Genomic DNA, 24,633 nt, shown 5'->3' on the forward strand with positions numbered 1-24,633 from the left:
ATTATTTAGTTAATTTTCTCCATTTTTTAGTTAACCCAAATAATCCACTAAATGTAACTAAAATCATACCTACTAAACTAATAAGCTTATTGTCACTGTTTTCACCAGTTGCTGGTAAAGAGTGTTTTTTATTAGCATTGATTTTAATTATTGAATCGTCATTTTTATCTAGCTTTATGCTATTTGAATGTTTATTAATTGCTGGTACTGGAATAATTTCATAATCATTTGATTTACCTATAATTACAGATGAATTATTCGAATTAGTGTTGTTATCACTTAGTTTTGATTGTGTTGTGCTGTTTCCAGAATTAGTTGTATCACCATTATCTGGCTTGCTTGGGATTACTATTCCACCAACATTTGATCCAGTATTATTGTCACTTGGTTTCGTCGGTGCTGTGGTACTTTCTGAGCTATTTGTATTACCGTTATCCGGTTTGCTTGATGTTGTGGCATTTCCAGAGTTATTTGATTTACCAGTATCTGAGTTACTTGTGGTTACACTTTCATCACTATTTGATCCAGTATTATTGTCACTTGGCTTTGTCGGTGTTGTAGTACTTCCAGAATTAGTTGTATCACCGTTATCCGGTTTGTTTGGTGCTACTGTTCCGTCACCATTTGAACCTTGATTATCGTTACTTGGCTTGGTTGGTGTTGTAGCACCTCCAGAGTTATTTGATTCACCGTTATCCGGTTTGCTTGGTGCTACTGTTCCGTCACCATTTGAACCTTGATTATCGTTACTTGGCTTGGTTGGTGTTGTAGCACCTCCTGAACTAGTTGTATTACCATTATCTGGTTTACTTGGCGTTACACTTCCACCATCATTTGAGCCAGTATTATTATCGCTTGGTTTCGTTGGGATTGTGGTACTTCCTGAATTATTTGCATTACCGTTATCTGTCTTGCTTGGCGTCACAGTTCCACCATCATTTGATCCTTGATCATTATTACTTGGTTTTGTTGGTGTTGTGGTACTTCCTGAGCTATTTGAATTACCGTTATCCGGGGTGCTTGGTGTCACAGTTCCACTATCATTTGATCCGTTATTATTGTCACTTGGCTTCGTTGGTGTTGTAGTACTTCCGGAATTATTTGTATCACCATTATCTGGGTTGTTTGGGACTTGATCCTTAGCAACTAAGATAGTGAAAGCACCAGTTTTTTCAAGAGTAAACCATTGATCACTTGGATTAGCTAATGTATATCCGTTTGGAATATATGTGGAAATATCAAACTTAGTTCCCTGGTCACCCTTTAAAACAAATCCGTTTCCAACTTTATCATTATTTGAATCAACGAAAATAATTGAATCAATAATTTGTCCATCATTGTTAGCATTACCAACATAAATTGTAGTTTGAGCTATTTGTCCGTCAAACCAGTAGTAACATACATATGTGCCAGGAACAGTATTTACTTCTTGAACTGTAGCTGGTGTGTTTACATTACTAGTCGTTGCTAACATAAAGAATCTTCTATACAAATTATTTGTAGGGGTAGCCGATTTAGATAATTGAACAATTGATGAAACTAATGATCCATCATCAATTGCATTTTGAATATTAACAATTTCCCCATTTTTATCAATTAAATCTAATATCGTTGAAGAAGGTGTCCATTGATTATTAACTGATAAATGAATTTCTGGGACAACAAAAATTTGGGCTTTACCATCATCATTAAGGTTCAAATTGTAGATTACTGTAGTTTCATCATTTTTTCCCTCGATAATAGTTCCGTGAACTTCAGTTTGATTTGTGGTCATGTTTGTAATTACTGGTGATTTAATATCGTAAGTATCATCAGTACTTGTCCAACCATTCCAAGTAATATCACCAGTTAAATCATCTTTAATTCCAGTTCTAGTAAAGTGAGCTGTTACTACTTTATCTGGTGCAACTGTCTTACCGTCTGCATCTACATAGTGAATAGTTTCAGTACCACTTATAGAATCAGTTACTTCTGATGTGTTATCAGTATACGTTACGGTTACTTCATTGTTTTTACCTTCGGTAATTGTTCCTTGTACCTTAGTTTTATCAGGTGTCATATTTGCAATTGATTGTGAAGTAATGTCGTAAGTATCATCAGTACTTGTCCAACCATCCCAAACAGTATTACCAGTTACATCATCTTTAGTTCCAGTTCTAGTAAAGTGATCTGTTACTACTTTATCTGGTGTAACTGCCTTACCTTCTGTGTCTACATAATGAATAGTTATTGTGTTACTTGTAGAATCAGTTACCTCTGATGTGTTATCAGTATACGTTATGGTTACTTCATCGTTTTCTCCCTCGGTAATAGTTCCGTGAACTTCGGCTGGATTGGGTATCATGTTTATGATTACTGGTGATTTAATATCGTAAGTATCATCAGTACTTGTCCAACCATTCCAAGTAATATCACCAGTTACATCATCTTTAGTTCCAGTTCTAACAAAGTGAGCTGTTACTACTTTGTCTGGTGTAACTGTCTTACCTTCTGTGTCTACATAATGAATAGTTATTGTGTTACTTGTAGAATCAGTTACTTCTGATGTGTTATCAGTATATGTTACAATCTCTTCATCATTTTTACCTTCGGTAATTGTTACTTGAACTGATGTTTGATCTGGTGTCATATTTGTAATTGTTGGTGATTTAATGTCGTAAGTATCATCAGTACTTGTCCAACCATTCCAAGTAATATCACCAGTTACATCATCTTTAGTTCCAGTTCTAACAAAGTGAGCTGTTACTACTTTGTCTGGTGTAACTGTCTTACCTTCTGTGTCTACATAATGAATAGTTATTGTGTTACTTGTAGAATCAGTTACTTCTGATGTGTTATCAGTATACGTTACGGTTGCTTCATTGTTTTCACCTTCGTTAACCGTTCCTTGTACTTTATTTTTATCTGGTGTCATATTTGCAATTATTGGTGAAGTAATATTGTAAATATCATCAGTACTCGTCCAATCCCCATTCCAGGTAATATCACTCGTCATATTATCCTTAGTTCCATTTCTAGTAAAATGAGACGTTATTACTTCATCTGATGCTATTTTTTTACCATTTACATCAACATAATGGATTGTTTCAGTACCAGTACCTTCTTCTGAGACCTCACTTATCAAAGAAACGATTGACCATACCCACGTTCCAGCATGGCTTTTACCATCAGTTAGAGAATTTTTTCCAGTAGCATTAATTAAAATACCATTTGGAGTATAGTCATCCCCTCCCATTGGAATAGATGGATAATTACCAGTTCCAATATTTTGCCAATACCCAGTAGTTTTCATGTCATTAGTGATTGGAATTGATGAATTCTCTGGAGGAGTAAATAAGCCAATTTTTGAATTTAAAATTGTATTAATTCCTAAAATTAATTGTCCTAGTCCATATAGATATCCGTCTTGATAAATAAGTAGATTAGAAAGCATATTACTTATATTTGCATTGACAGTATCAAAACTGGATAAATTCAACGAAGCTAAATTAACATCACCATTAAACATATTACTCATATCTGTTACATTTATTGTATTAAAATTAGATAAATCTAACTCCATAATATTGTAATCATTACTAAACATATTAGACATATTAGTTACATTACCGGTATTAAAATGTGAAATATTAAATCTACTATTATCTAAATAACCATTAGTATAATCGGCATTATAAACTGTAGTAGTTAATAGTTGATCATCATTAAACATATTACTCATATCTGTTACATTTACTGTATTAAATGATTCTAATCCTTTAATTTCAATTAATGATGCATCACCATTAAACATATAACTCATATCTGTTACATTTTCAGTGTCAAACGATGCTAACCCAATGATTTTAGTTGCATTAGCTACCCCACAAAACATGTAACTCATATCTACTACATTTGTAGTATTAAATGATGAAACATCTAAAGATTGCACTGAATATAAACTTCTAAACATATTTCCCATTTTAGTTACATTTGCTGTATTAAAATTAGATAAATCTAATTGATTTAGAACATAGTTATTTTTGAACATACTATCCATATTAGTAGCAGAACTAGTATCTAATTGATTTAGTCCCTGGATAGTTGTTAATGATTCATCACCATTGAATAACGATGAAAAATTTTCAACTTTAGCAGTACCAATTCCACCTAGATTAACTGATGTAAGGGCTGAACCAGTTATCCCATCAGTACCTCTGTTAGTTGATAAAAAGCCATTCATTGATATAGAATTGCTCGTATTAAGCCCAGTTAAATCAATAGATTCCAAACTATGATTATCCAAAAACATATTATCAAAATTGGAACAACCAGAAGTATCTAAGTTTTGTAGTCCTTTATAATCAACTACTCCGCCCCATCTAGCAAATAAACCATTAGTATCATCCACTCTAACTTTAGAATTAAATTCAACATGTTTTACAGATTTATAGTTATCTTGGAGCCAACTATCCTGTAGTGTTGTATTCCCAAGATCTCCACCATTATCAAAAGATAAAGTTTCGTCATCTTCGTTAAATTTATATTGTGCGCTTCCCCATGTCCCATTCTCAACTGATAGTGGATCACTATTTTGCGTAATCGCTGTATTAATTTGTTGAGTATTAGTTATAAAAGAATTGCTATTTTGATTGTCATTTTTAGATATAATCGTTGTTTCTGTATCTAAATTATTTGAAGTTTCATTATTAGGATGAATATCATTACTAGTTTTAATTAAATCATCTGTATTATTATCTGCTTCTTGTGCCGTAGTATCTGCTTTCGCACTATCTTGTGTAACATTATTTTCATCTACTGTATTTGCATTCGATAAACTTTTATTATCCATTGCTACTGCTTGGTTATTATCAACTTTTTCATTACTACTTGTTACTGCATCAGATTTAACCTGATTATTATCACTTTCAGTCGTATTCATTTGAACTGTAGTTGAATTTGCAACTGGTGCATTAGTCTTATCAGCATGAGCAGAAGTTAAGTATGTACTTCCACCAATGAATGCTATTGTAGTTAATCCAGCAACAATCCATTTTGTTCCTGCTTTATACATTTTATAATGAACTTTATTTTCGTTATTATACATTTAATACCTCCATCTTGATTTATCATATGTAATAATATTTCGCTTTATGTATAATTAAATTCTTTTTTTATATAATTTTTATTTATAACAAAGCAAATATTACATCATAAATTATGTTCTGTTAACCTTATTAGTCTTTTCAAAATAGGACAAAGTGTTCGAAAAAAAGCTAATAATAATTTTAATAATGTATAAACTCGGTAAAAGAACTATAAACAAAGGCTACTTATAATAAATAAAATTAATTTTTGAACACTTTGTCCGTTTTAAAATAATTTTTTGATTAACAAAAAAAAGCTATCACAATCGTCGTGATAGCTGTACAAATATTCATTAAATTTTAAATAACTACATCATTAGAAGTAATATTATTAAGTTTAAGATAGTTGTCTAAATATGTTTTTATTCCTGGTTGAATTTCACCTAAATACTTTTTCTCCCATAGTCCCCGTTGAATCATGGCTTTAAATCTTTCACTATCTTTAAACCGTCTTAAAAAATGTTGATTATTAACATTTAAGCTAGCTTGCCAATAGACATATTTCTTACCTCTTTGGTTATAATTACAAACTTTAGTAACTCCAATTATTCCACTGCGATTTCGTTTACCAATTTTAGTATGAGTTACTTTCTGTGCTAATTCATTTAATTTTTTCATTTGTAAATTAAATTCTTGTTCATTAGCCTCTTTAACCTTGATTCTATAATCATGATGTTTTTTATTTACAACATGCCCGCAGGAGATAGTTTTTCCGTGGACAACAGCATATAATCTTCTAACAACTTCTTTTCCACAATCACATTTAAAAAGCCATGTAGAATTTTTACCACTTGTAATTCTTTTTTCTACTGTTAAATGATTGAATTTTTTACCAATTAGCTTCTGTTGTGGATCCTTACGTTCTAACAAATTATTATTATCATAATATTTACTTTTTAAGCGACTATACAAAGTATTTGTTGAAATATTAAGATAATCTGCTAATGCATGATGACTAACAAATATTTCACCTTGATAGCAAATTTTTACTGATCTACTCAAACTATCACCCCGCTTCAATTAAAAATTTTAAAAGTGACTAACTTTTACATCTACTTAATATAAGTGTACTATATTAATTGTAAAAATTATAAAAAATGGATGTATCTTTGTTAATATAAAATATATTCCATAGGAATTGAGGAGATTAAAATTGTTTAATTTTTTAAGTACCATTAACGTTTTAGAGTTTTTATTAGTCGTTAACATTGTGATGTGGATTGTAACTGGATGTCTATGGGGAATTGATAAATTAATGAAAAAACCAGCATATAAAATTGCCTGGTCTGATTGTGGTCAAATTATTTGTTTTATCGATACTGTCATTTTCATTTTCAGTTTCATTCTATACGGAATTATTTTAACTCTAGGAATTGCACTCCCAGATGAAATTCTTTTAATCATCTTTATTTTAATGTTAATTCCAGCTTTTATCGGTGGAATTATGTGGAAGTTCCAAAATAAATAATCATAAATAAAAAATACTGATCTTAGTTAATTCTAAGATCAGTATTTTTTTACGTAAAAATCAATTACTCATATTGTGTAGTAATATAATTAAAAAGTGTTTCAAAGTTATAATTTAATTGTTAAAATACTTATGTTAGTACATTAAGCTATTTTTTATAATGTACTACATCTTTCGAATACACAATGTGTATACTATTAAATTATTATCAGGAGTAACACTATTAATGACATTAAATACCAAAGAAAAAATAGCAGATGCTTTTTTGACCCAAATAAGCACAACATCATTATCGAGAATAACTATAAACGATATAATTGAACGCGCAGAAATCTCACGGAGTACTTTTTATAGATTATTCCACTCAATTTCTGACTTAATAAATTTTACTGATGATTATGTTGATGCTTCAATTTTTAATAATTTTACAGAATTATCCATCAAATATACTTCCTCACAAAAATGGGTAGAAATATTAGCTACTGAACTAGCTAAAAATAGGGATAAATTAAAAATTATGTATAGTTCTGATTTAAGAGCTCAATGGATTGATTATTTAAGTAAAAAATATCATTCTTGGCTCAAACAAAATATTTTTGCAACTTATCATTCTAAAAAAGTTCCAGAAGATATGGCAATTCAACTTTTTACTCAGTCTATCAGTAGCGTGGTTGATTATTGGATTACTAGTCCGATTCCCGTTAGTACTGAAACTTTTCAAAAACAACTTTTAAAATTATTACAAACTAGTACTTTAGAACTAACTAATTTATAATGTTTAAAATTAAAAATGATTTTCAAGGTGAAAAATGATTAAAAATTTAAAAACGAAAAAAAGAATTTCAGATGCTTTTCTAAAAGAAATGCAAAATAATTCATTATCAAATATATCAATAAATACCCTTTCAGATGAAGCCGAGGTTTCAAGAAGTACATTTTATAGATTATTCGATTCTATTCCTAAATTAATTAAATTTACTAATGAATATGTAAATTATGATGTCTTCAACAATTTTACAAATCTATCTAAGGAAACTAATTCGCTTGATGAATGGGTATTAATTTTAGTAACAGAATTATACAAATGTAGAACCAGATTAAAAATTATGTACACTTCTGATTTACGTAGCGAATGGTTAACTTATTTAGATAATAAATATCGAAATTGGGAAAAAGAAAACCTATTTAAAAATTATCATTCCGCTATAATTCCTAAACCAATGGCTATCCAAATATTTACCCAATCAGTAAGTAGCGTAATTGAATATTGGATATCAAGTAACTCTCCAGCTAGACCCAAGATTTTTCAAAAACAATTATTGGATCTTTTAAAGACTAAACCACTTAACATTCCAACCCTATAATAAAAGACCTCTTTAATAGTTATAAAGCTAACTACAAAGAGGTCTTTTATTGCACAATTAATTAGTTTTAGGAACCCAATAAATATCATTGTTTTTTGAATTTAATTTAGAAAGTGGCTTAATCCCATTAATTGTCGTTACACTATGAGATGATTTATTATCTATTTTTTCAGTGGTTAAATATTTATTAATTCCATTTAAAAGAATCCTAGTTTGATTAAATTGTTGAGTAACTGGCGTACCTAATACTACCGTAATAATTCTGTGATTATCTTTAACACCAGTTCCAACAAAGTTTCCCCCTGCTGTATCGCTGCTTCCAATTTTTAATCCATCAATAATATAGCCGGTATTACCACCTGACATAATGTCATTGCTAGGATATTCTTTACCACGCCAGTTTAAGGTTGGTTGTTTGGTAACTTCTAAAATAGTTGGATATTTATTTATTACGTGTTGCGAAAATTTAGCAAGATCCATAGAAGACATTTCATTTTCTGTGTTTTTATTAATATTAGGATTTTCTAATCCTTGACCTAACAAACCATTTGCTAATCCACAAGCATTATATAATTTGTAATTTTTAATTCCAACTTTTGAAACAGTTTTTCCCATTAATTTACCAAAATCACTACTGTTTCCAGAAATATAATTACCAAGCGCCATCGCAGCTGCATTAGCTGAATATATTAAACTAGCTTGATATAATTCTTTAACTGTATAATATTGACCTTGAATTAAAGGAACATTTGTATATGAAGGAATCGTGCTAAGTCTAGCAATTTCAGGGCTTATTTTTATTTTAGTATTCCAAGATAGTTGTTTTTTATCTATTTTTTCTAATACAATATCTGCTGTAATTATCTTGCTAACGGAAGCTATTGGAACTAATCTATTTCCATTTTTGTTATATAGTAACTGTCCACTATTCGCATCAATAGCCGTAGCCCCTTTAGCTGAAAGATTAATTTTTTGTTCATTAATTGCTGGTTTAAGATTACTAGCCGAAATACTCATAATGTTAAATCCAAACATCATAAATAAAAAGCTTACAAATATTAACCACATTTTTTTATTGCTAACCAAATTACTCACCTTTACTAAAATCAATTTATTTTTTTAATTCAATTTCTATTTTATTCTTAAAAAATAAACATTTCATGATATTTGATTAGTAATTAGCTTCATAAATAAAAACATCCTCAATAATTATTGAAGATGTTTTTATTTTTTAGTGATTATTTAAATAATTTATAGCATCTTGAAAGTTTTTAACTGGAACAACTTTCATATGAGGAGCGTATTTTTCAGCTGTTTGTTTAGCAACTTGATAATTAGTTTTCTTTTCGCCCTCCATTGCTAAATTCTCTTTAGTTGGCTTGATGTAAGGAGCAAAGAATACTTGGGCTCCACTAGCATTAGCGGCGATAATTTTCTTATCGATTCCACCAATTTCGCCTACGTCACCATTAGGAGCGATCGTACCTGTCCCTGCTACTTTACTAAATGAGTATGACTTATGTTCTAATTGACTATAAATTTGCAATGCAAACATTAATCCACCAGAAGGTCCGCCAATTTCACCTGGGTTCACTTTGATTTTAGGATTAGTTTTAACCGTCATATCATCAGTCATAGTCATTCCTACCCCATTAAAACCAGGGACGATTTGACGTTTTTGTCCATTCACAACATGATTTTTACCATTTCGTTTAAATTGGATGGTCAATTTAGCATTATCTGGCAAACTTTTAATGTATTTTACATACTCAATACTTTGTTTAAGCCGTTTACCATTAATTGATTCAACTAAATCAGCTGGTTCCAACTTACCTTTAAAATCAGATTTGGGTAGTAATGATAAGACATAGACACCTTGATAATCTTTTGCAACATCACGATGAGCCTTATGATAACCAACATAAATGGCGTTATTAATAGCGGTATTCATATATACCGTTTGCACATTACTAAACTGTTCATTATTTTGACCACCAGTAATTGAATCGGAACTTTCAATTGAAAGATGTTTATCAAACTGTTTTTGCAAATATGAAATTGGATGTGCTTGTGAAATTGAAACTGCGGTAATCATAAATTTAGTTTTATTGAGTTTAGCAGTATTTTCAATTTTAACCATTGGTTGAATATCAATCGCTTCACCAGGAGCTTCAACTAATGCATTTAGTGGCCATAAAAATAACCAAAGAATGAATAATACAGTAATTGAAAGTGCTAACGAAATTTTATGTTTTTTGATAAATGCTTTAGTTTTTTTCATGGCTTCCCTTCGCTTTCAATGCTGCTAATACTGGACTTGGAACAAACTTAGACACATCACCGTTAAAACGATTAATTTCTTTTACCATTGATGAAGAAATTAATTCATAATCTTTATTGGCAAAAATCAACATTGTTTCAATTTGATCATCTAATAGACTATTCAAATTGGCAATCTCTTTTTCAAATACAAAATCACTTGAATCACGAGTTCCCCGAATAATTAAATTAGTCCTTTGTTTTCGCACAAAGTTAACGGTTAATCCACTATAATCCGTTACTGTTACATTGGAGATATCCTTAACCGTTTCTTTGATTAAATCAACTCGTTCTGTCACAGAAAATAACGTTTTTTTATCTGGATTATTTCCGACTGCTACGACTACCTCATCAAAAATTTGGCTAGCTCGTTTAATAATATTTAAATGTCCATTGGTAATGGGATCAAAACTACCCGGATAGATAACTTTTTTCATAATCAATTCCTATTCTTGAGCACGATAAATCGTAATTACAGTTAATCCATAATCTTTTTGCTTAATTAAATCATAATCAGGTACTTCTTCCAAATTAGTTTGGTTATCAGTCTCACAGATAACAATTCCACGGGGATTAAGTAAATCTAACTTTTTAATCTCAGCTAGTTGCTTTACCATTTGCTGTTTCGCATATGGTGGATCTAAAAAAATGTAATCAAATTTTTCGACTCCTGACAATTTTTTCAGAGCTTGTTCAGCATCCATTTTTAAAACTTTGAAATCTTTTTGATTTTCATTAGTAATTTCAATATTCTTTTTGATTGTTTTATACGCTGCATATTGCCGATCAACTAAAACAGCATGATTCATTCCACGAGAAATTGCTTCAATCGAGACAGCTCCGGAACCCGCAAATAAATCTAAAAATGAACCACTATCAAAATAAGGTCCAATCATATTAAACAAAGATTCCCTAACTTTATCAGTAGTGGGTCTAGTTTTGGTACCGGGTACAGGTGCTACTTTACGACCACCAAATTTACCAGAAATAATACGCATTATTCTTCCTCCATTGCATTTAAATTCAATTCATTAAGTTTCTCAGCTAATGCAATAGTGGGAGTTTTTTCTACTCGTTTTACAAAACGTTGTTTCTTTATTTCAATAATTGTATCATCTAGGTTTTCGTTATTTACAAATAAAATTACGTAATGCATTTTCTTTGAAATAAAGCGAATATCCCCATATTTTTTTAAATTTTTAGCTTGTTTTAACGAAAAAACTGAAACTAATAATTCATTTCGAGTTTGAATAGTTTCCAAATTCCATTCTCCTAATGTTTTTGTAATTCTTGATTACGTTCAATACTACTAATTTTTAATACCAGTGCAAAACAAATGCTCAAAGTAAACATACTTGAACCACCATAACTAATAAATGGTAACGCAACCCCTGTAAGTGGAACTAAAGCAATAGCTCCCCCTGCATTAAATAAGGTTTGAATCGTTAAATATGCGGCAGTTCCATAACAGATGGAACTGTATTGTAGGTTATTAGTCTTTCTTCCCAATTGAATCATACGATAAATTAACATATAAATAAGTCCTAAAACCAGAACTACACCCAACAATCCTAATTCTTCAGAAATAATGGCTAAAATAAAATCAGTATTAGCTTCTGGAAGATATCCCATTTTCTGGATACTATTCCCTAATCCCCGACCAAAAAGTCCACCATTACTAACTGCGTAAAAAGAATTAATCAGTTGAGCACCTGAAGTTTGAGCATGTAAAAATGGATTATAAAATGAAACAATTCGTTGAAGTTGATAACTATGTATATTTTCTGCAAATTTAGCAAAAAAGCCAATTCCACCATAAAAAATAACCAAGAACCCGGCTGCTAAAGCTGTCCAATTTCTTAATGTTCTCCAACTTGTACTAGAAGCTAATAAGATCACAAAAACAATCATGAAATTAATTGCAAATCCACCAGTATCTGGTTGAATTAAAATAAGAAATAATATCGTTGCAGGAATGGCTAGTGGTTTCTTATTTTCTTTAAAAGTTTCCCCTAGTCCATATTGTTCAATATCAGTCTGCCGTTTTCGTAAAATTGATGCAAAGAAAATAATAAAGAAGAACTTACAAAATTCGGCTGGTTGTAAACTGAAGAACCCAAAATTAATCCATCCAGCGGCACCATTAACAGTTTGACCTTTTATAAGTACAAACAAAAGTGCACCCATTAAAAGAACCGATAAAATCATAATAAAAAGATCTGACAAAATCAGTTTAAACCAAAATTTATTAACACAAAATACCAGACCAAGGCCAATAAAAAAATAGAAAGCCTGTTTAATCGCTAAAATTGATGCCTGCCCTTGTCCAAATGATAGTCCAACCCCAGCACTTGCTGAATAAACCATGACAATTCCCAGCATACTCAAAATCAAATATGGCAACATTAGATACCAATCAATACTAGATCTTCTTTTCATAACTCTCTCCACTGATTATATTTTAAAACCTATTATTCTTATTGTACTAGTAATTGAAACCAAAAAAAAGGACTACCCAATTGGATAGTCCTTTAACAATTAAATTTAATTATTTGTTTTTACTTCTGTTCTTTTTGGCTGCTTTTTCACGTTCACCAGTGTTTAAGATACGTTTTCTCAAACGAACATGTTCAGGTGTTACTTCACAAAGTTCATCACTGTTCAAGAATTCAAGTGATTCTTCAAGAGTTAAGTGAACTGGAGCTTTAACCTTAGCAATATCTTCAGAACCAGCGGCACGGACGTTAGTTTGGTTACGTCCACGAGTGATGTTAACTGAGATATCGTTGTCACGTGAGTTTTCACCAACAATCATACCTTCGTAAACTTCAGTAGCTGGATCAGTAAAGATCTTACCACGATCTTGAACGGCCATGATGGCATAAGTAGTAACCTTACCAGTGTTGATTGATACAAGAGTACCATTACGACGACCTGGGTTCCAGTTTTTAACTACTGGTGCATACTTTTCAAAAGTATGGTTCATGATACCGTAACCGTGAGTTAATGAAAGGAATTGAGTTGAGTAACCAATCAATCCACGTGAAGGAACTAAGAAAGTCATACGAGTTTGACCGTTTCCAACACTTTCCATGTTTTGCATTTCACCTTTACGTTGTGAAAGAGTATCGATGATTGAACCAGAGTATTCGTCTGGAGTATCAATTTGTACTGATTCGAAAGGTTCTGATTTAACGCCATCAATGTCTTTGTAAATAACTTCAGGACGAGAAACTTGAAGTTCGAAACCTTCACGACGAAGAGTTTCAATCAAGATTGACAAGTGAAGTTCTCCACGACCAGATACAACCCATGCACCTGGATCATCAGTTTCTTCAACACGCATAGAAACATCAGTATGAAGTTCACGTTCAAGACGATCAATTAATTGACGAGCAGTAACAAACTTACCTTCTTTACCAACGAATGGTGAAGTGTTTGTACCAAAAGTCATACGCATAGTTGGTTCATCAATACGAAGAACTGGTAGTGGTTCAAGTGCGTCAGGTGCAACAACAGTTTCACCAACGTTAATATCTTCCATACCGGATACAGCGATTAAATCACCGGCTTTAGCTTCGTTAATTTCAACTTTGTTCAAACCAACAAATCCCATGATTTTAGTAACACGGAATTTTTGTTGTGAACCATCAAGTTTCATAACAACAACGTTGTCACCAACTTTGATCTTCCCACGGAATACACGACCAATACCGATACGACCAACGAAGTCATCATAATCAAGCATAGCAACTTGGAATTGTAATGGATCTTCTGAGTTATCGATTGGTGCTGGAATGTTTTCTAAGATAGTGTCAAAAATTGGTTTCATAGTGTGTTCTTGAGTATCCAAATCAGGATCAAGACTTGAAGTACCGTTCATAGCAGAAGCATATACAACTGGAAATTCAAGTTGACTTTCGTCAGCACCTAATTCGATGAATAAATCAAGAACTTCATCAACAACTTCTTCTGGACGTGCACCTGGCTTATCAATCTTGTTAATAACAACGATTGGTGTCAAATGTTGGTCTAAAGCTTTTTTCAATACGAAACGAGTTTGTGGCATAGTACCTTCAGCTGCATCAACAACTAAAAGAACACCATCAACCATTCGCATGATACGTTCCACTTCTCCACCAAAATCGGCATGTCCGGGAGTATCTAGAATGTTAATTTGTTTACCATCGTATTTAACGGCAGTATTTTTTGAAAGAATAGTAATACCACGTTCACGTTCAATTGGATTTGAATCTAACGCACGGTCTTGGATTTCATCGTGACCATCAAGGGTATCAGATTGCTTCAATAATTCGTTAACCAAAGTAGTCTTACCATGATCGACGTGAGCAATAATCGCAATGTTTCTAATATCGTCTCTTGTTTTCAAAAATGTTTCCTCCTCAAAAAGCAGTTAAAAGCTAGCAATCCAATCCAGAACTAGTAATCAGATAAAAAGCTGTGACAGTGTCACAGCCCGTGATATACCATGAATATTAATTTTTTAAATCGATTTGCGACCTTTTCTCGCTATTAAAACTATGTTTGATTTTACCACAAAGGATAAGCCTCCGTCAATCAAACCAGCAATGAATTAATTAGTTTGTTTAATATTTTTAGTCTTTGGGTGTTCTTTTGCATTTTTTAAAACTTGATAGATGTCTAATCCTGAATCTTGTTCGAAATCTCTTCGAAGCTTATTTTGTTCAGTTCGTGAGGGATTTATTTCTTGGAAACGACGAAAACTATCCATTAATTTTTGTCGATTAATTCCATGTTCGTCATAAGCTCGTTCGATATTACGAAAAAATTCGGTAACATCAATTAATTCTTCCATTGACCAATCTTCAACGATTGGATAAGCATAATTTTGATCAGTTTTTCTTGCCATTTTTTTTACCCTTTTTAATATTTTCAATAATATTCATTGACCATTCACCATCATCAGTTAATTCTTGAAGTTCATTATCAGCTAATTGCAAGTTAATTGAACGAAAAACTCCAAATTGGTTCACTAACTTGGGTCCAAGACTTAAATGTAACTTATCATTTTCCTTTTTTAAGCTAATAACGGAACAAATTAATGAATTTTCCCCATAAACACAAGTAAGTAAACGAATAATTGCTTTACTTTGAATGATAGGATTAGAAACAATCTTGTGGTTTCCAATTTCTTCACTCAAATTATTAATAATCTCATCATCATAATTTTGACTATCGTCAGCAATATAAGAAAGCAAAGTTGATGGACCAATATAAACCCTACTCCAAGCCACTAAGTTATGAGTGTTTAAGCCTAGCGTATTGACGTTAATATCATCCCCACTAACCTTAAATTCTCGAACCAGTGCTTCCCGTAAAATAATTTCTTGAGGTAGTGTTCCTAACCCAATAATCTTTTTAACGTCTAATCCAGAAAAGTACGCAGCAAAATAGACAAATACCTCATCATGAGGACTATCAATAATAATTTTGCCATTAAATCCCCGACTAATAATGTCGTTAATAGTAATTCTAAAATTCATTAATGGTTCACGAATTCTATCAGCGACTAATGCTGCATCTGTTACTTCTGGAGCATAAAACTCATCGTTTGGTAAATAAATCATGCCATCAACATTATCCAACTTTGCGTCAGCTTCCATTAATTCCACACGAAAATTATGACACATTTCAATTGCCAAAATTTCTTCAGCGTAAATTTCTGGGTCATCTAATAAGATAGTTACAGGTGTATCTTGAACCAACATTGCCCGAAGCAAATTGGAAATCCGACGTTGTTCACCTTTAATAATTATTTTAGATTTTAAAATGGTAACACTCCTCAAAAATATAATTTGTATATGTTATAAATTAACATTATGTTAAAAAAAAGCAAATTTTTTCTTAATTAAACCACTCTCTTACAATAAATACGAATTTGCCATATAATAAAATAGTAAGAAATGAAACGAATGGAGATAATCTTATGTATTTAATGAAAGATATAACTAGAGATGGAAATCCAGTTTTAAGACAACAAGCTGAAAAAGTCCAATTTCCACTTAGTGATGAAGATCGTAAGCTTGGTGAAAAAATGATGGAATATCTTGAAGTTAGTCAAGATGATGAATTATGTAAAAAGTACGGTTTGCGTGCCGGTGTTGGTTTAGCTGCTCCTCAAGTTGGAGTTTCAAAACTAATGGCTGCCGTATTAACTCCCCCAGAAGGTGAAGACGAAAAATCACCTTTCAAAGCAATTATGGTTAATCCCGTTATTGTCTCAAATTCCGTTCAGCGGGCTGCTTTAACTGTTGGTGAAGGCTGTTTATCAGTTGATCGTGATGTTGAAGGTTACGTTCCTCGTGCTGACCGTGTTACCGTTAAATATCAAGATTTAGATGGTAATGAACATGAAGTTCGTTTGAAACATTATCCTGCTATTATTGCCCAACATGAAATTGATCATTTACATGGAACTTTGTTCTATGATCACATCGATAAAGAAAATCCATTTAGTCGTTCAATGGATGAAATTTTCATCGACTAGCTTAGATAATAAAAGACTTGCCTAATGGCAGGTCTTTTATTTTTGATCAATTTTTTTAATATCCTTAATGTATTCTTCCGTAGCATCATTTTGCTCATCAGCTACATCAAAAGTTAATGTATTCTCAATTAACCAACAATCGGTAATCATCAATTTATGATTAAGCTTATTTTCTAAACGCATTTGGTTGGATAATGAACCTTCCAATACAAATCTAATTTTTAATAATTCTAAATCGGTTTCGATTTGATATTTATATTCATAAACCATCACACCTCTACCCCAGACATCAGTTTGAACCGTTGAAGAAATGAAATGAGTGAAATTAATATTTTGTTTTTGGGTTTGTAAATCACTTATCATTTTAAAAACATCAGCATCAACATGGTCTTTATTTACCGTCTGATATTTTTTCTCTGGATTAACCACAAAAATCCGATGCAAAATTTCATATATAATTAATGCAATAATTACACCTACACAAATTTCAAAAATCATTTTCATTCTCCTTAACTGATCTACAAGCTACGTTAATAGTAACATGGAACCATGTAACCGTGGAAGTTGTGTATTATATACTTAACTTCCATATTATGGTAGAATTAATCTAATAGTCGGATTATTCGACATTAAGATCGACAATTTAAAGAAATTAAAAAGGAGTAACAATTATGATCTATAAAGTTTTATATCAACCAAATCCTCAAGAAAATCCTAAACGTGAAGCAACTAAATCACTTTACTTAAATGCTAAAACTGAAGCAGAAGTTAGAGATTTAATTCGTGATAACACTAGCTACACTGTTGAATTTATCCAACCTCTTGAAGGTAAACACTTAGAATTCGAAGAAAAAGAAGCCAACTTTAAAATTACGGAGTTTAAATAAAAATGAATAAACTAAACGTCAAGAATAACGAAACTGCTATCTACGGCGTTGGTGGACTTGGTGAAATTGGTAAAAATACCTATGGTGTTCAATTTCAAGACGAAATTGTCTTAATTGATGCTGGTATTAAATTCCCTGAAGATGGTCAATTAGGAATTGATTATGTCATTCCTGATTACCAATTTTTAGTGGAAAATCAAAGTAAGATTAAGGCTTTAGTTATCACCCATGGTCATGAAGATCATATCGGTGGTATTCCCTTTATCTTACAAGCAATCAATGTCCCTGTTTATGCAGGTCCACTAGCACTTGCGATGATTAAAAGTAAACTTGAAGAGCATGGAATGCTCAAGTCTACTGAATTACACGAAATTGATGAAAATTCAGTTCTTAAATTTAAGAAAACCAGCGTTTCTTTCTTTAGAACTACTCACTCAATTCCAGATGCCCTTGGTGTAGCAGTGCATACACCAGATGGTGTCATTGTTGAAACTGGAGATTACAAGTTTGATTTAACTCCAGTTACTAATACCCCACCTGATTTACAAGCAATGGCAAAATTAGGCGAAGAAGGAGTTCTTTGTTTAATGGCTGATAGTACCAATGCTGAAAAACCAGTTTGGACTAAATCAGAAAGATACGTAAGCGACTCAGTACGTAAGATTTTCGACCGTGTTCACGGACGTATTATCTTTGCTACGTTTGCTTCTAACCTTTCTCGAGTTATGACAGCAATTGATGCTGCTTACAAACATGGTCGTAAAATCGCTGTGTTTGGTCGTAGTATGGAAGCTGCCGTAGTTAACGGACGTGCTCTAGGATACATTAAAGTTCCTGATAGTGCTTTCGTTGATGCATCAGAACTAAAATCACTACCCGCTGATAAAGTTATGATTTTATGTACTGGATCTCAAGGTGAACAAATGGCAGCTCTTTCAAGAATTGCTAATGGTACTCACCGTCAAATCTCAATTGAACCCGGAGACACTGTGGTTCTTTCAAGTAACCCAATTCCAGGTAACGTATTAAGCGTTAACCGTGTTTTGAATGAACTTGAAGAAGCCGGTGCAACCGTTATTAAAGGATATGAAAACAAAATCCATACTTCTGGTCATGGTGGTCAAGAAGAAGAAAAACTTATGATTCGTTTAATGAAACCTAAGTTCTTCGTTCCTATTCATGGTGAATACAGAATGCAAAAGATTCACATTGGTCTTGCTGAACAATGTGGGGTCCCCGCTGACCATTGCTTCATTCTTAAAAATGGTGAAGTTCTTGCCCTTACTAAAGATACTGCTCGTGTAGCTGGTAACTTTGCTGCTGGTGATGTCTTTATTGATGGTAACGGTGTCGATAGTGTTAACAAAAACGTTATCAAAGATCGTCAACTCTTATCTGAAGAAGGATTAGTTGTTGTTGTTGCAACCATTAACCTTAATGATAAAGAAATTCAATCAGGTCCAGACCTTCTCTCACGTGGATTTGTTTACATGCGAGAATCTGGTGAATTATTAGATCAAGGACGTAAATTAGTTTTCAAAACTATTCGTCGTGCTATGAATAATAAAAATGCTGATGAAAAATCAATCAAAAAGGCGATTATTAATGAACTTTCAAACTTCTTATATGAGAAAACTGAAAGACGTCCATTAATCTTACCAATGCTAATTATGAATGATACTGAACAATAAAAATAAAAACTGAAGTCTTTGGGCTTCAGCTTTTTTTATATTCAAAAAGCCGATAACTCACAAAAGTTATCGGCTTCTTTATTTAATTATTTTTCTCTAACAATCTTATCAATTTCTGCAAGTTCATCAGCAGTAAAATCAAGGTTGTCTAATGCTTTCAAGTTATCATCTAAATGATCAACTTTTGAAGCACCAGTAACAACACTGACAACTGTTGGATCACTCAATAACCATGCTAATGACATTTGTGCCAAAGTTTGGTCACGGTTCTTAGCAAGATCGTTAAGTTTATTTAACTTAGCAATAGCTTTTTCTTCCCCATTATCAAGGATGAAACTGTTAGTCCAGTGAAGATGTAAATCTTCTGGAATACCACCAAGATATCTGTTAGTTAATAATCCTTCAGCTAACGGACCGTAAGCAATGAAACCATCGTTATTATCAGCAAGAGCTTTTAAAGTACCATTGTTAGCTGGTTCCCGGTTTAACATGTTGTATGAGCTTTGGTTAACTACAAATGGTGTGTGTAATTCTTTGAAAAGTTCAATCATTTTTTCAGTTTGGGGACCATCATAGTTTGAAATACCGATATATAATGCTTTCCCTTGACGAACCAATAGGTCTAAAGCTTCAGCAGTTTCTTCTAAACGAGTATTTGGATCAAAACGGTGTGAATAGTAAATATCAACATAATCCAATCCCATACGTTCCAAACTTTGATCAAGTGCAGCTGTTAAAGTTTTCTTTGATGAGAAGTTACCGTATACACCAGGCCACATGTGGAATCCAGCCTTAGTAGTAATAATTAATTCATCACGATAAGGTTTCAAATCAGCTTTGTAAACTTGACCAAACATTCTTTCAGCGGCACCAGATCCTGGACCATAGTTATTAGCTAAATCATAACTAAAAATACCACGATCAAAGGCAGCTAACATGATTTTTTCGCTATCTTTAAAGTTAGCGTCATCACCAAAACTATGCCATGTTCCAAATGATAAAGCTGGTAATTGTAAACCACTATTTCCAGCTCTTCTTACTTTCATATTATCGTAACGATTGTCACTTGCTTTAAAAACCATTTTTATCCTCCATTAAAATAAAACGTGTGTTGATTTATCTTCTTGAATTAATTTAAGTGCCTTACCAATTAGTTCACCAACTGATAAAACAGTTAACTTATCTGATTTAAACTTATCTGGAATCACAATTGAATCCGTCACGATAATTCGTGAAAGATTATCATCATTCAAGTTTTTCACAGCATCATCCGCAAAAACTGGATGAGTAACTGCGGCATAAACTTTTTTTGCACCGTGATCTTTTAATACATCGGCAGAAACTTTCATCTTACGGCCAGTTACAATCATATCATCGATGATAATGGCATTTTTGCCTTTCACGTCACCAATAATTGCTTCTGGAACATAATCATTTGATTCTGGATCACGGTTATCTACAATTGCTAAAGGTAACTCAAGTCGATTAGCAATGTTACGTGCACGTGCCACTCCATTATGATCTGGGGCAACTACAACGGCATTATCATCTAAATGTTGGTCATGTAAGTATTCACTCATCAAACGGTCAGCATTTAAATGATCAAGTGGGATATTAAAAAATCCTTGGATTTGAGCAGCATGTAAATCAAGTGCGATTACTCGATCTGCTGAACTATTTTGCAAGAATGTTGCAATTAACTTAGCGGTAATTGGTGCTCGTGATCTCGTTTTCTTGGTGGATCTTGAGTAACCATAGTAAGGAATTACCACATTAATAGAATGAGCACTGGTTCGACGAACAGCGTCAATCATGATTAATAATTCCATTAAATTGTCATTAGCAGGGTTCGCAATTGATTGGATAATGTAAACATCATCTCCACGAATACTTTCATCAATTGAAATCTTAATTTCCCCATCACTAAATTGATTAATGGTTGACTTTCCTAGTGGCATACCACTAGCAGCCGCAATTTTTTCAGCCAAAGGCTTGTTAGAATTTAAAGCAAAAATAATTGGTTTGTGTGTTGTATTACTAGACAATTTAAAATCCCCTCACTGCTAAGTTCTCTACTAATCTTATTATAATCAATTTACACTTATTTTTCATCCATAAAATCATTTGGTTTAATCCCATTCATCCCAATCATGGGATCAATTTGATTAGATAGAATTGAATCTTCAGTCAAAATGTAATCAACTAGAGGAGTTTTTTCTGGTGTTTTACCATCCTTAGTCTCTGCTTCATCAACTTTAGGGATACTTTCTTGAACTGTTTCAGTCGTTACAGTAACCCCTTTATTAAAAATCTTTTCTAACCGTGCGCGTAAGGAAGTTTTCCGATTACTAGATACATGAGAAATACATTCAGCAAATGAGTTAACATCTCCTACCATAATCAATTTTTTAGATGCCCGGGTAACTGCCGTATAAAGTAAGTTACGTTCTAACATCCGCCGATATTGCGGCACAATTGGCAAAATAACCATCTTGAATTCACTACCTTGAGCTTTATGAATTGAGGTACAGTAAGCCAAAGTTATTTGATTCCAATCATTTCTCGTATATTCTACTTCCGTTTGATCAAATGCAATGGTTAACTTATCAAGATATTTTTTATTATCTTTATTGATATCAATTCCAACTATTTTACCAATGTCACCATTAAAAACATTATTTTCTGGTGCATTTACCAGTTGAAGGACTTTATCACCAATCCGATATTTGACATCACGATATTCTACTTCTTTTTGCTTAGCGTCTTTACGTGGATTCATAATTGCTTGCACGTCGTTGTTTAATCGATCAATTCCTGCTTCGCCACGATACATTGGTGCCAATACTTGCACATCCGTTGCATTAAAGTCTCGTTCTTTAGCTTTCGCTACAATCTGATCAATAACTTTAACCACTTGATTAGTATTGCATTGAATAAAACTTCGATCTGCTTCTTTATCCAACAAGGTCTTAGGCATTTCTCCATCTTTAATTTCATGAGCTAACTGAATAATCGTTGATCCATCACCTTGTCGATGAATTTGATTTAATTCAATTTTAGGAATTACTTCTGACCGAATTAAATCATAGAAAACCTGTCCTGGTCCAACTGATGGAAGTTGATCTTTATCTCCAACTAAAATAACTTTCATTCCACTAGGAATTGCTTTCATCAACTTATTAAACAATTCAGTATCCACCATCGACATTTCATCAATAATTAATAACTGACCGTCAATATCATTAACGTCTTCTTCGTTATTGCCGTTTAAGCCTAACAAACGGTGAATCGTACAAGCTGGAATTCCAGTTGACTCACTCATTTTCTTAGCAGCCCGTCCAGTCGGTGCCGCCAATAGGACAGGAAAGGCATCATCTTTATATTTATTAATATCTAAAGAAAGTTTGTTAGCTTTAGCAAACGACTTCACGATTCCATTAATAATCGTGGTTTTTCCAGTTCCGGGTCCCCCGGTAAGAATAAAGATTTGATTCTTTAAAGCAGCATTAATTGCTGTTAATTGTGAATCATCATATTTAATTCCAACTTCATTTTCAATTTCATGAATCGTAGCTGAATAATCTTTATCAGACGTTTTATCATCATCAATAATTCGGCGAGCATTTTCAGCAATCTTCCACTCATCATCATATAAACTTTTGAGATAGATTTTACCGTCGTCAACTTCGACTTTATGATCTTTAACTAACTCTTTTAATTCTTGAGCTAATTTTTGATTATCAATTTGTTGCCGTGGATCAGTATCTAAAATTTCAAAACTAGCATTAATTAACTCTTTTGAATTTGAATAGGTGTTTCCATTACTAACTGACAAGCGTGTCAATGTAGTTAATAATCCTGATCGCAAACGTCCCGCTGAGTTATATTCTACTCCAACCTTGTTCGCAATTTGGTCAGCCCGTTTAAAACTAATATTTTTGATATCTTCCACTAATTGATATGGATTTTCTTGAATTACTTCAAGAGCTTTTTCCCGATATTTCTTAAAAATAGCCGCCGATAAAGCACTCCCAAAACCATAACTGTTAAGGCCAACAATCACTTGTTCAGCTCCATTGTTATTCCGAAGTCCATCGACAATCGTGGCACTTTGTTTAGCATTCAATCCAGTCTTTTTGATAATGGTTGGATCGGCTAGAATCTTTTCAATCATATCCATTCCTAGCGTATCAACGACTTTTTCAGCAGTCTTTTGGCCAATTCCAGGAAAATCATCACTCGCAAGATATTTAATTAGTCCTTCTGGTGAGGTTTGATTTGCTCGTTCATAATTATCAGCTTGAAATTGTTTTCCATAACGGGGATGTTCCACCAATTTACCGACAAAACGATAGCTAGTTTCATCCGCAATGTCAGCAAAATTACCTGTTACGACAATTTCATCCTCTTTCCAATCAGTATTAGTTTTCTCAACTTTCACTAATAAGACTTTATAAAAACTATCGGCACCTTCAAAAAAAGTAGTGATTACTTTTCCCACTACAAATGGCTTGTCTGCCTGATTATTATTTAATTGGGGTTCGTCAAACAGATTCATTGATGTTGCCACATTAGTCTCCTATTTTTTTCCTTTACGAATTTGAATAAATTTTTCGATATCACTAATCTTACCTTGTTCCTTATCAAAATAAGCCTTGTCATATTTTTCAGCAGCTTTAAAATATGGTTCAAAATTTTCACCTAAAACCATCGCAATTAAGCCACGATTAAAGTTTGCTTCTCCGTTAGTTTTATCATTTTCTAAAATTTTATCGTAATAATCAGCTGCTTGTTGAAAATTACCTAATGACATTAAACATTGACCAATCAATAAATTAATTGAAGGATCTTGCTTTGCAGTTTCTTGCGCCGTTAATAAAAACACCAATGCTTTTTTATAATTCTTTTGGCTCATATAACTTTGCGCTAACATAACATACGCATCTGACTGCAAATCTTTATCAGTAACTTGTTGAAATTGTTGAATTGCTTTTTCAAATTCACCAGCTGAGTAATAAACATTACCTAATCCATAAGTTAACGTATTCGTAATTTTCTTACTTTGGCCTTTAAATAATTCCATGGCTTTCATCAACAATTCTTCTGCTTGCGTGTAACTCTTTAATTGAATCAAGAAAACGCTCAAATCATAATATGTACGATAATCATGGGGATGATCATCAATATCTTTCACTAGTTTGTGGAGCGTTGCTTCTGCTTGTCTTTGTTTTTCATCATTATTCATAAGT

Annotated in this window: 22 protein-coding genes; 6 read left to right on the plus strand and 16 right to left on the minus strand. The window is 32.5% G+C overall.

The features are described 5' to 3' along the window. Nucleotide 1: 1 nt before the first annotated feature. Together ACQW5G_RS00860 and ACQW5G_RS00865 are read right to left on the minus strand one after the other, a co-directional pair. Nucleotides 2-5,086, minus strand: a complete 5,085-nt coding sequence (locus ACQW5G_RS00860) for a mucin-binding protein (protein ID WP_429971217.1) — start codon at nucleotides 5,084-5,086, stop codon at nucleotides 2-4. Between the two features lie 340 nt (nucleotides 5,087-5,426). Next, the gene (locus tag ACQW5G_RS00865) at nucleotides 5,427-6,128 is read right to left on the minus strand and encodes a hypothetical protein (RefSeq protein WP_429971218.1); all 702 of its coding nucleotides are present in this window, start codon (nucleotides 6,126-6,128) and stop codon (nucleotides 5,427-5,429) included. A gap of 151 nt (nucleotides 6,129-6,279) precedes the next feature. Here ACQW5G_RS00865 and ACQW5G_RS00870 point away from each other — a divergent pair, with 151 nt between their 5' ends. The 3 genes from ACQW5G_RS00870 to ACQW5G_RS00880 all read left to right on the plus strand — a co-directional run bounded on the left by ACQW5G_RS00870 (nucleotide 6,280) and on the right by ACQW5G_RS00880 (nucleotide 7,958). After that, entirely contained in the window at nucleotides 6,280-6,594 is a 315-nt protein-coding gene (locus ACQW5G_RS00870) for a hypothetical protein (RefSeq protein WP_429971219.1), read from the plus strand. Nucleotides 6,595-6,820: 226 nt separating this feature from the next. Beyond that, nucleotides 6,821-7,369 (plus strand): TetR/AcrR family transcriptional regulator, encoded by a 549-nt coding sequence (locus ACQW5G_RS00875; RefSeq protein WP_429971220.1) that lies wholly within the window; start codon nucleotides 6,821-6,823, stop codon nucleotides 7,367-7,369. Between the two features lie 34 nt (nucleotides 7,370-7,403). Further along, nucleotides 7,404-7,958, plus strand: coding sequence for a TetR/AcrR family transcriptional regulator (locus ACQW5G_RS00880; RefSeq protein ID WP_429971222.1), 555 nt, complete (start codon nucleotides 7,404-7,406; stop codon nucleotides 7,956-7,958). 57 nt (nucleotides 7,959-8,015) lie between these two features. Here the strand turns inward: ACQW5G_RS00880 and ACQW5G_RS00885 are convergent, their stop codons facing one another. The 9 genes from ACQW5G_RS00885 to ACQW5G_RS00925 form a co-directional block, all read right to left on the minus strand. Further along, a complete protein-coding gene (locus ACQW5G_RS00885) occupies nucleotides 8,016-9,044 on the minus strand; it encodes a D-alanyl-D-alanine carboxypeptidase family protein (protein ID WP_429971223.1) in 1,029 nt (342 codons plus the stop codon). Nucleotides 9,045-9,189: 145 nt separating this feature from the next. Then, entirely contained in the window at nucleotides 9,190-10,239 is a 1,050-nt protein-coding gene (locus ACQW5G_RS00890) for a SepM family pheromone-processing serine protease (protein WP_429971224.1), read from the minus strand. Continuing rightward, on the minus strand, nucleotides 10,226-10,714 hold the full coding sequence (coaD, locus tag ACQW5G_RS00895; protein ID WP_429971225.1) for a pantetheine-phosphate adenylyltransferase: 489 nt from the start codon (nucleotides 10,712-10,714) through the stop codon (nucleotides 10,226-10,228). The genes ACQW5G_RS00890 and coaD overlap by 14 nt, the downstream gene beginning before the upstream one ends. A gap of 9 nt (nucleotides 10,715-10,723) precedes the next feature. Further along, on the minus strand, nucleotides 10,724-11,275 hold the full coding sequence (rsmD, locus tag ACQW5G_RS00900) for a 16S rRNA (guanine(966)-N(2))-methyltransferase RsmD (protein ID WP_429971226.1): 552 nt from the start codon (nucleotides 11,273-11,275) through the stop codon (nucleotides 10,724-10,726). Beyond that, the gene (locus ACQW5G_RS00905; RefSeq protein ID WP_429971227.1) at nucleotides 11,275-11,538 is read right to left on the minus strand and encodes a YlbG family protein; all 264 of its coding nucleotides are present in this window, start codon (nucleotides 11,536-11,538) and stop codon (nucleotides 11,275-11,277) included. The genes rsmD and ACQW5G_RS00905 overlap by 1 nt, the downstream gene beginning before the upstream one ends. An 11-nt stretch (nucleotides 11,539-11,549) precedes the next feature. After that, nucleotides 11,550-12,716 (minus strand): FtsW/RodA/SpoVE family cell cycle protein, encoded by a 1,167-nt coding sequence (locus tag ACQW5G_RS00910; protein ID WP_429971228.1) that lies wholly within the window; start codon nucleotides 12,714-12,716, stop codon nucleotides 11,550-11,552. A gap of 109 nt (nucleotides 12,717-12,825) precedes the next feature. After that, on the minus strand, nucleotides 12,826-14,667 hold the full coding sequence (typA, locus tag ACQW5G_RS00915) for a translational GTPase TypA (protein ID WP_429971229.1): 1,842 nt from the start codon (nucleotides 14,665-14,667) through the stop codon (nucleotides 12,826-12,828). Nucleotides 14,668-14,871: 204 nt separating this feature from the next. Continuing rightward, complete coding sequence (locus ACQW5G_RS00920) at nucleotides 14,872-15,168, minus strand: UPF0223 family protein (protein ID WP_429971230.1); 297 nt, start codon at nucleotides 15,166-15,168, stop codon at nucleotides 14,872-14,874. After that, entirely contained in the window at nucleotides 15,152-16,105 is a 954-nt protein-coding gene (locus ACQW5G_RS00925) for a lactate dehydrogenase (RefSeq protein WP_429971231.1), read from the minus strand. The genes ACQW5G_RS00920 and ACQW5G_RS00925 overlap by 17 nt, the downstream gene beginning before the upstream one ends. A gap of 140 nt (nucleotides 16,106-16,245) precedes the next feature. On the opposite strand from ACQW5G_RS00925, the gene def reads away from it, so the two are divergent. Further along, nucleotides 16,246-16,806, plus strand: coding sequence for a peptide deformylase (def, locus tag ACQW5G_RS00930; RefSeq protein ID WP_429971232.1), 561 nt, complete (start codon nucleotides 16,246-16,248; stop codon nucleotides 16,804-16,806). 36 nt (nucleotides 16,807-16,842) lie between these two features. Here def and ACQW5G_RS00935 read toward each other — a convergent pair whose 3' ends face one another. Then, entirely contained in the window at nucleotides 16,843-17,310 is a 468-nt protein-coding gene (locus ACQW5G_RS00935) for a hypothetical protein (protein WP_429971233.1), read from the minus strand. 167 nt (nucleotides 17,311-17,477) lie between these two features. Here ACQW5G_RS00935 and ACQW5G_RS00940 point away from each other — a divergent pair, with 167 nt between their 5' ends. Both ACQW5G_RS00940 and rnjA read left to right on the plus strand, forming a co-directional pair. Further along, nucleotides 17,478-17,693: a DNA-directed RNA polymerase subunit epsilon gene (locus tag ACQW5G_RS00940; RefSeq protein ID WP_429971234.1), complete on the plus strand. Its 216-nt coding sequence runs from the start codon at nucleotides 17,478-17,480 to the stop codon at nucleotides 17,691-17,693. Nucleotides 17,694-17,695: 2 nt separating this feature from the next. After that, complete coding sequence (gene rnjA, locus ACQW5G_RS00945; RefSeq protein WP_429971235.1) at nucleotides 17,696-19,384, plus strand: ribonuclease J1; 1,689 nt, start codon at nucleotides 17,696-17,698, stop codon at nucleotides 19,382-19,384. Nucleotides 19,385-19,470: 86 nt separating this feature from the next. Here rnjA and ACQW5G_RS00950 read toward each other — a convergent pair whose 3' ends face one another. The 4 genes from ACQW5G_RS00950 to ACQW5G_RS00965 are packed head-to-tail and all read right to left on the minus strand — an operon-like array spanning nucleotide 19,471 to nucleotide 24,629. Further along, nucleotides 19,471-20,466, minus strand: a complete 996-nt coding sequence (locus tag ACQW5G_RS00950) for an aldo/keto reductase (protein WP_429971236.1) — start codon at nucleotides 20,464-20,466, stop codon at nucleotides 19,471-19,473. A gap of 12 nt (nucleotides 20,467-20,478) precedes the next feature. Beyond that, nucleotides 20,479-21,429, minus strand: coding sequence for a ribose-phosphate diphosphokinase (locus ACQW5G_RS00955; protein WP_429971237.1), 951 nt, complete (start codon nucleotides 21,427-21,429; stop codon nucleotides 20,479-20,481). A gap of 56 nt (nucleotides 21,430-21,485) precedes the next feature. After that, a complete protein-coding gene (gene recD2, locus ACQW5G_RS00960) occupies nucleotides 21,486-23,942 on the minus strand; it encodes an SF1B family DNA helicase RecD2 (protein ID WP_429971858.1) in 2,457 nt (818 codons plus the stop codon). Nucleotides 23,943-23,963: 21 nt separating this feature from the next. Further along, a complete protein-coding gene (locus ACQW5G_RS00965) occupies nucleotides 23,964-24,629 on the minus strand; it encodes a tetratricopeptide repeat protein (protein WP_429971238.1) in 666 nt (221 codons plus the stop codon). Nucleotides 24,630-24,633: the final 4 nt, after the last annotated feature.

Origin of the sequence: Fructilactobacillus sp. Tb1 (assembly GCF_050500285.1) — a bacterium.
Taxonomy (GTDB): Bacteria; Bacillota; Bacilli; order Lactobacillales; family Lactobacillaceae; genus Fructilactobacillus.

Bases quoted from the DNA above. Each gene is read 5' to 3' on its own strand.
- recD2 (WP_429971858.1), bottom strand. From the start codon at position 23,942: ATGAATCTGTTTGACGAACCCCAATTAAATAATAATCAGGCAGACAAG.
- ACQW5G_RS00860 (WP_429971217.1), bottom strand. From the start codon at position 5,086: ATGTATAATAACGAAAATAAAGTTCATTATAAAATGTATAAAGCAGGA.
- ACQW5G_RS00940 (WP_429971234.1), top strand. From the start codon at position 17,478: ATGATCTATAAAGTTTTATATCAACCAAATCCTCAAGAAAATCCTAAA.
- ACQW5G_RS00950 (WP_429971236.1), bottom strand. From the start codon at position 20,466: ATGGTTTTTAAAGCAAGTGACAATCGTTACGATAATATGAAAGTAAGA.
- ACQW5G_RS00880 (WP_429971222.1), top strand. From the start codon at position 7,404: ATGATTAAAAATTTAAAAACGAAAAAAAGAATTTCAGATGCTTTTCTA.
- ACQW5G_RS00935 (WP_429971233.1), bottom strand. From the start codon at position 17,310: ATGAAAATGATTTTTGAAATTTGTGTAGGTGTAATTATTGCATTAATT.
- rsmD (WP_429971226.1), bottom strand. From the start codon at position 11,275: ATGCGTATTATTTCTGGTAAATTTGGTGGTCGTAAAGTAGCACCTGTA.
- ACQW5G_RS00965 (WP_429971238.1), bottom strand. From the start codon at position 24,629: ATGAATAATGATGAAAAACAAAGACAAGCAGAAGCAACGCTCCACAAA.
- ACQW5G_RS00890 (WP_429971224.1), bottom strand. From the start codon at position 10,239: ATGAAAAAAACTAAAGCATTTATCAAAAAACATAAAATTTCGTTAGCA.
- def (WP_429971232.1), top strand. From the start codon at position 16,246: ATGTATTTAATGAAAGATATAACTAGAGATGGAAATCCAGTTTTAAGA.
- rnjA (WP_429971235.1), top strand. From the start codon at position 17,696: ATGAATAAACTAAACGTCAAGAATAACGAAACTGCTATCTACGGCGTT.
- coaD (WP_429971225.1), bottom strand. From the start codon at position 10,714: ATGAAAAAAGTTATCTATCCGGGTAGTTTTGATCCCATTACCAATGGA.
- ACQW5G_RS00910 (WP_429971228.1), bottom strand. From the start codon at position 12,716: ATGAAAAGAAGATCTAGTATTGATTGGTATCTAATGTTGCCATATTTG.
- ACQW5G_RS00875 (WP_429971220.1), top strand. From the start codon at position 6,821: ATGACATTAAATACCAAAGAAAAAATAGCAGATGCTTTTTTGACCCAA.
- ACQW5G_RS00920 (WP_429971230.1), bottom strand. From the start codon at position 15,168: ATGGCAAGAAAAACTGATCAAAATTATGCTTATCCAATCGTTGAAGAT.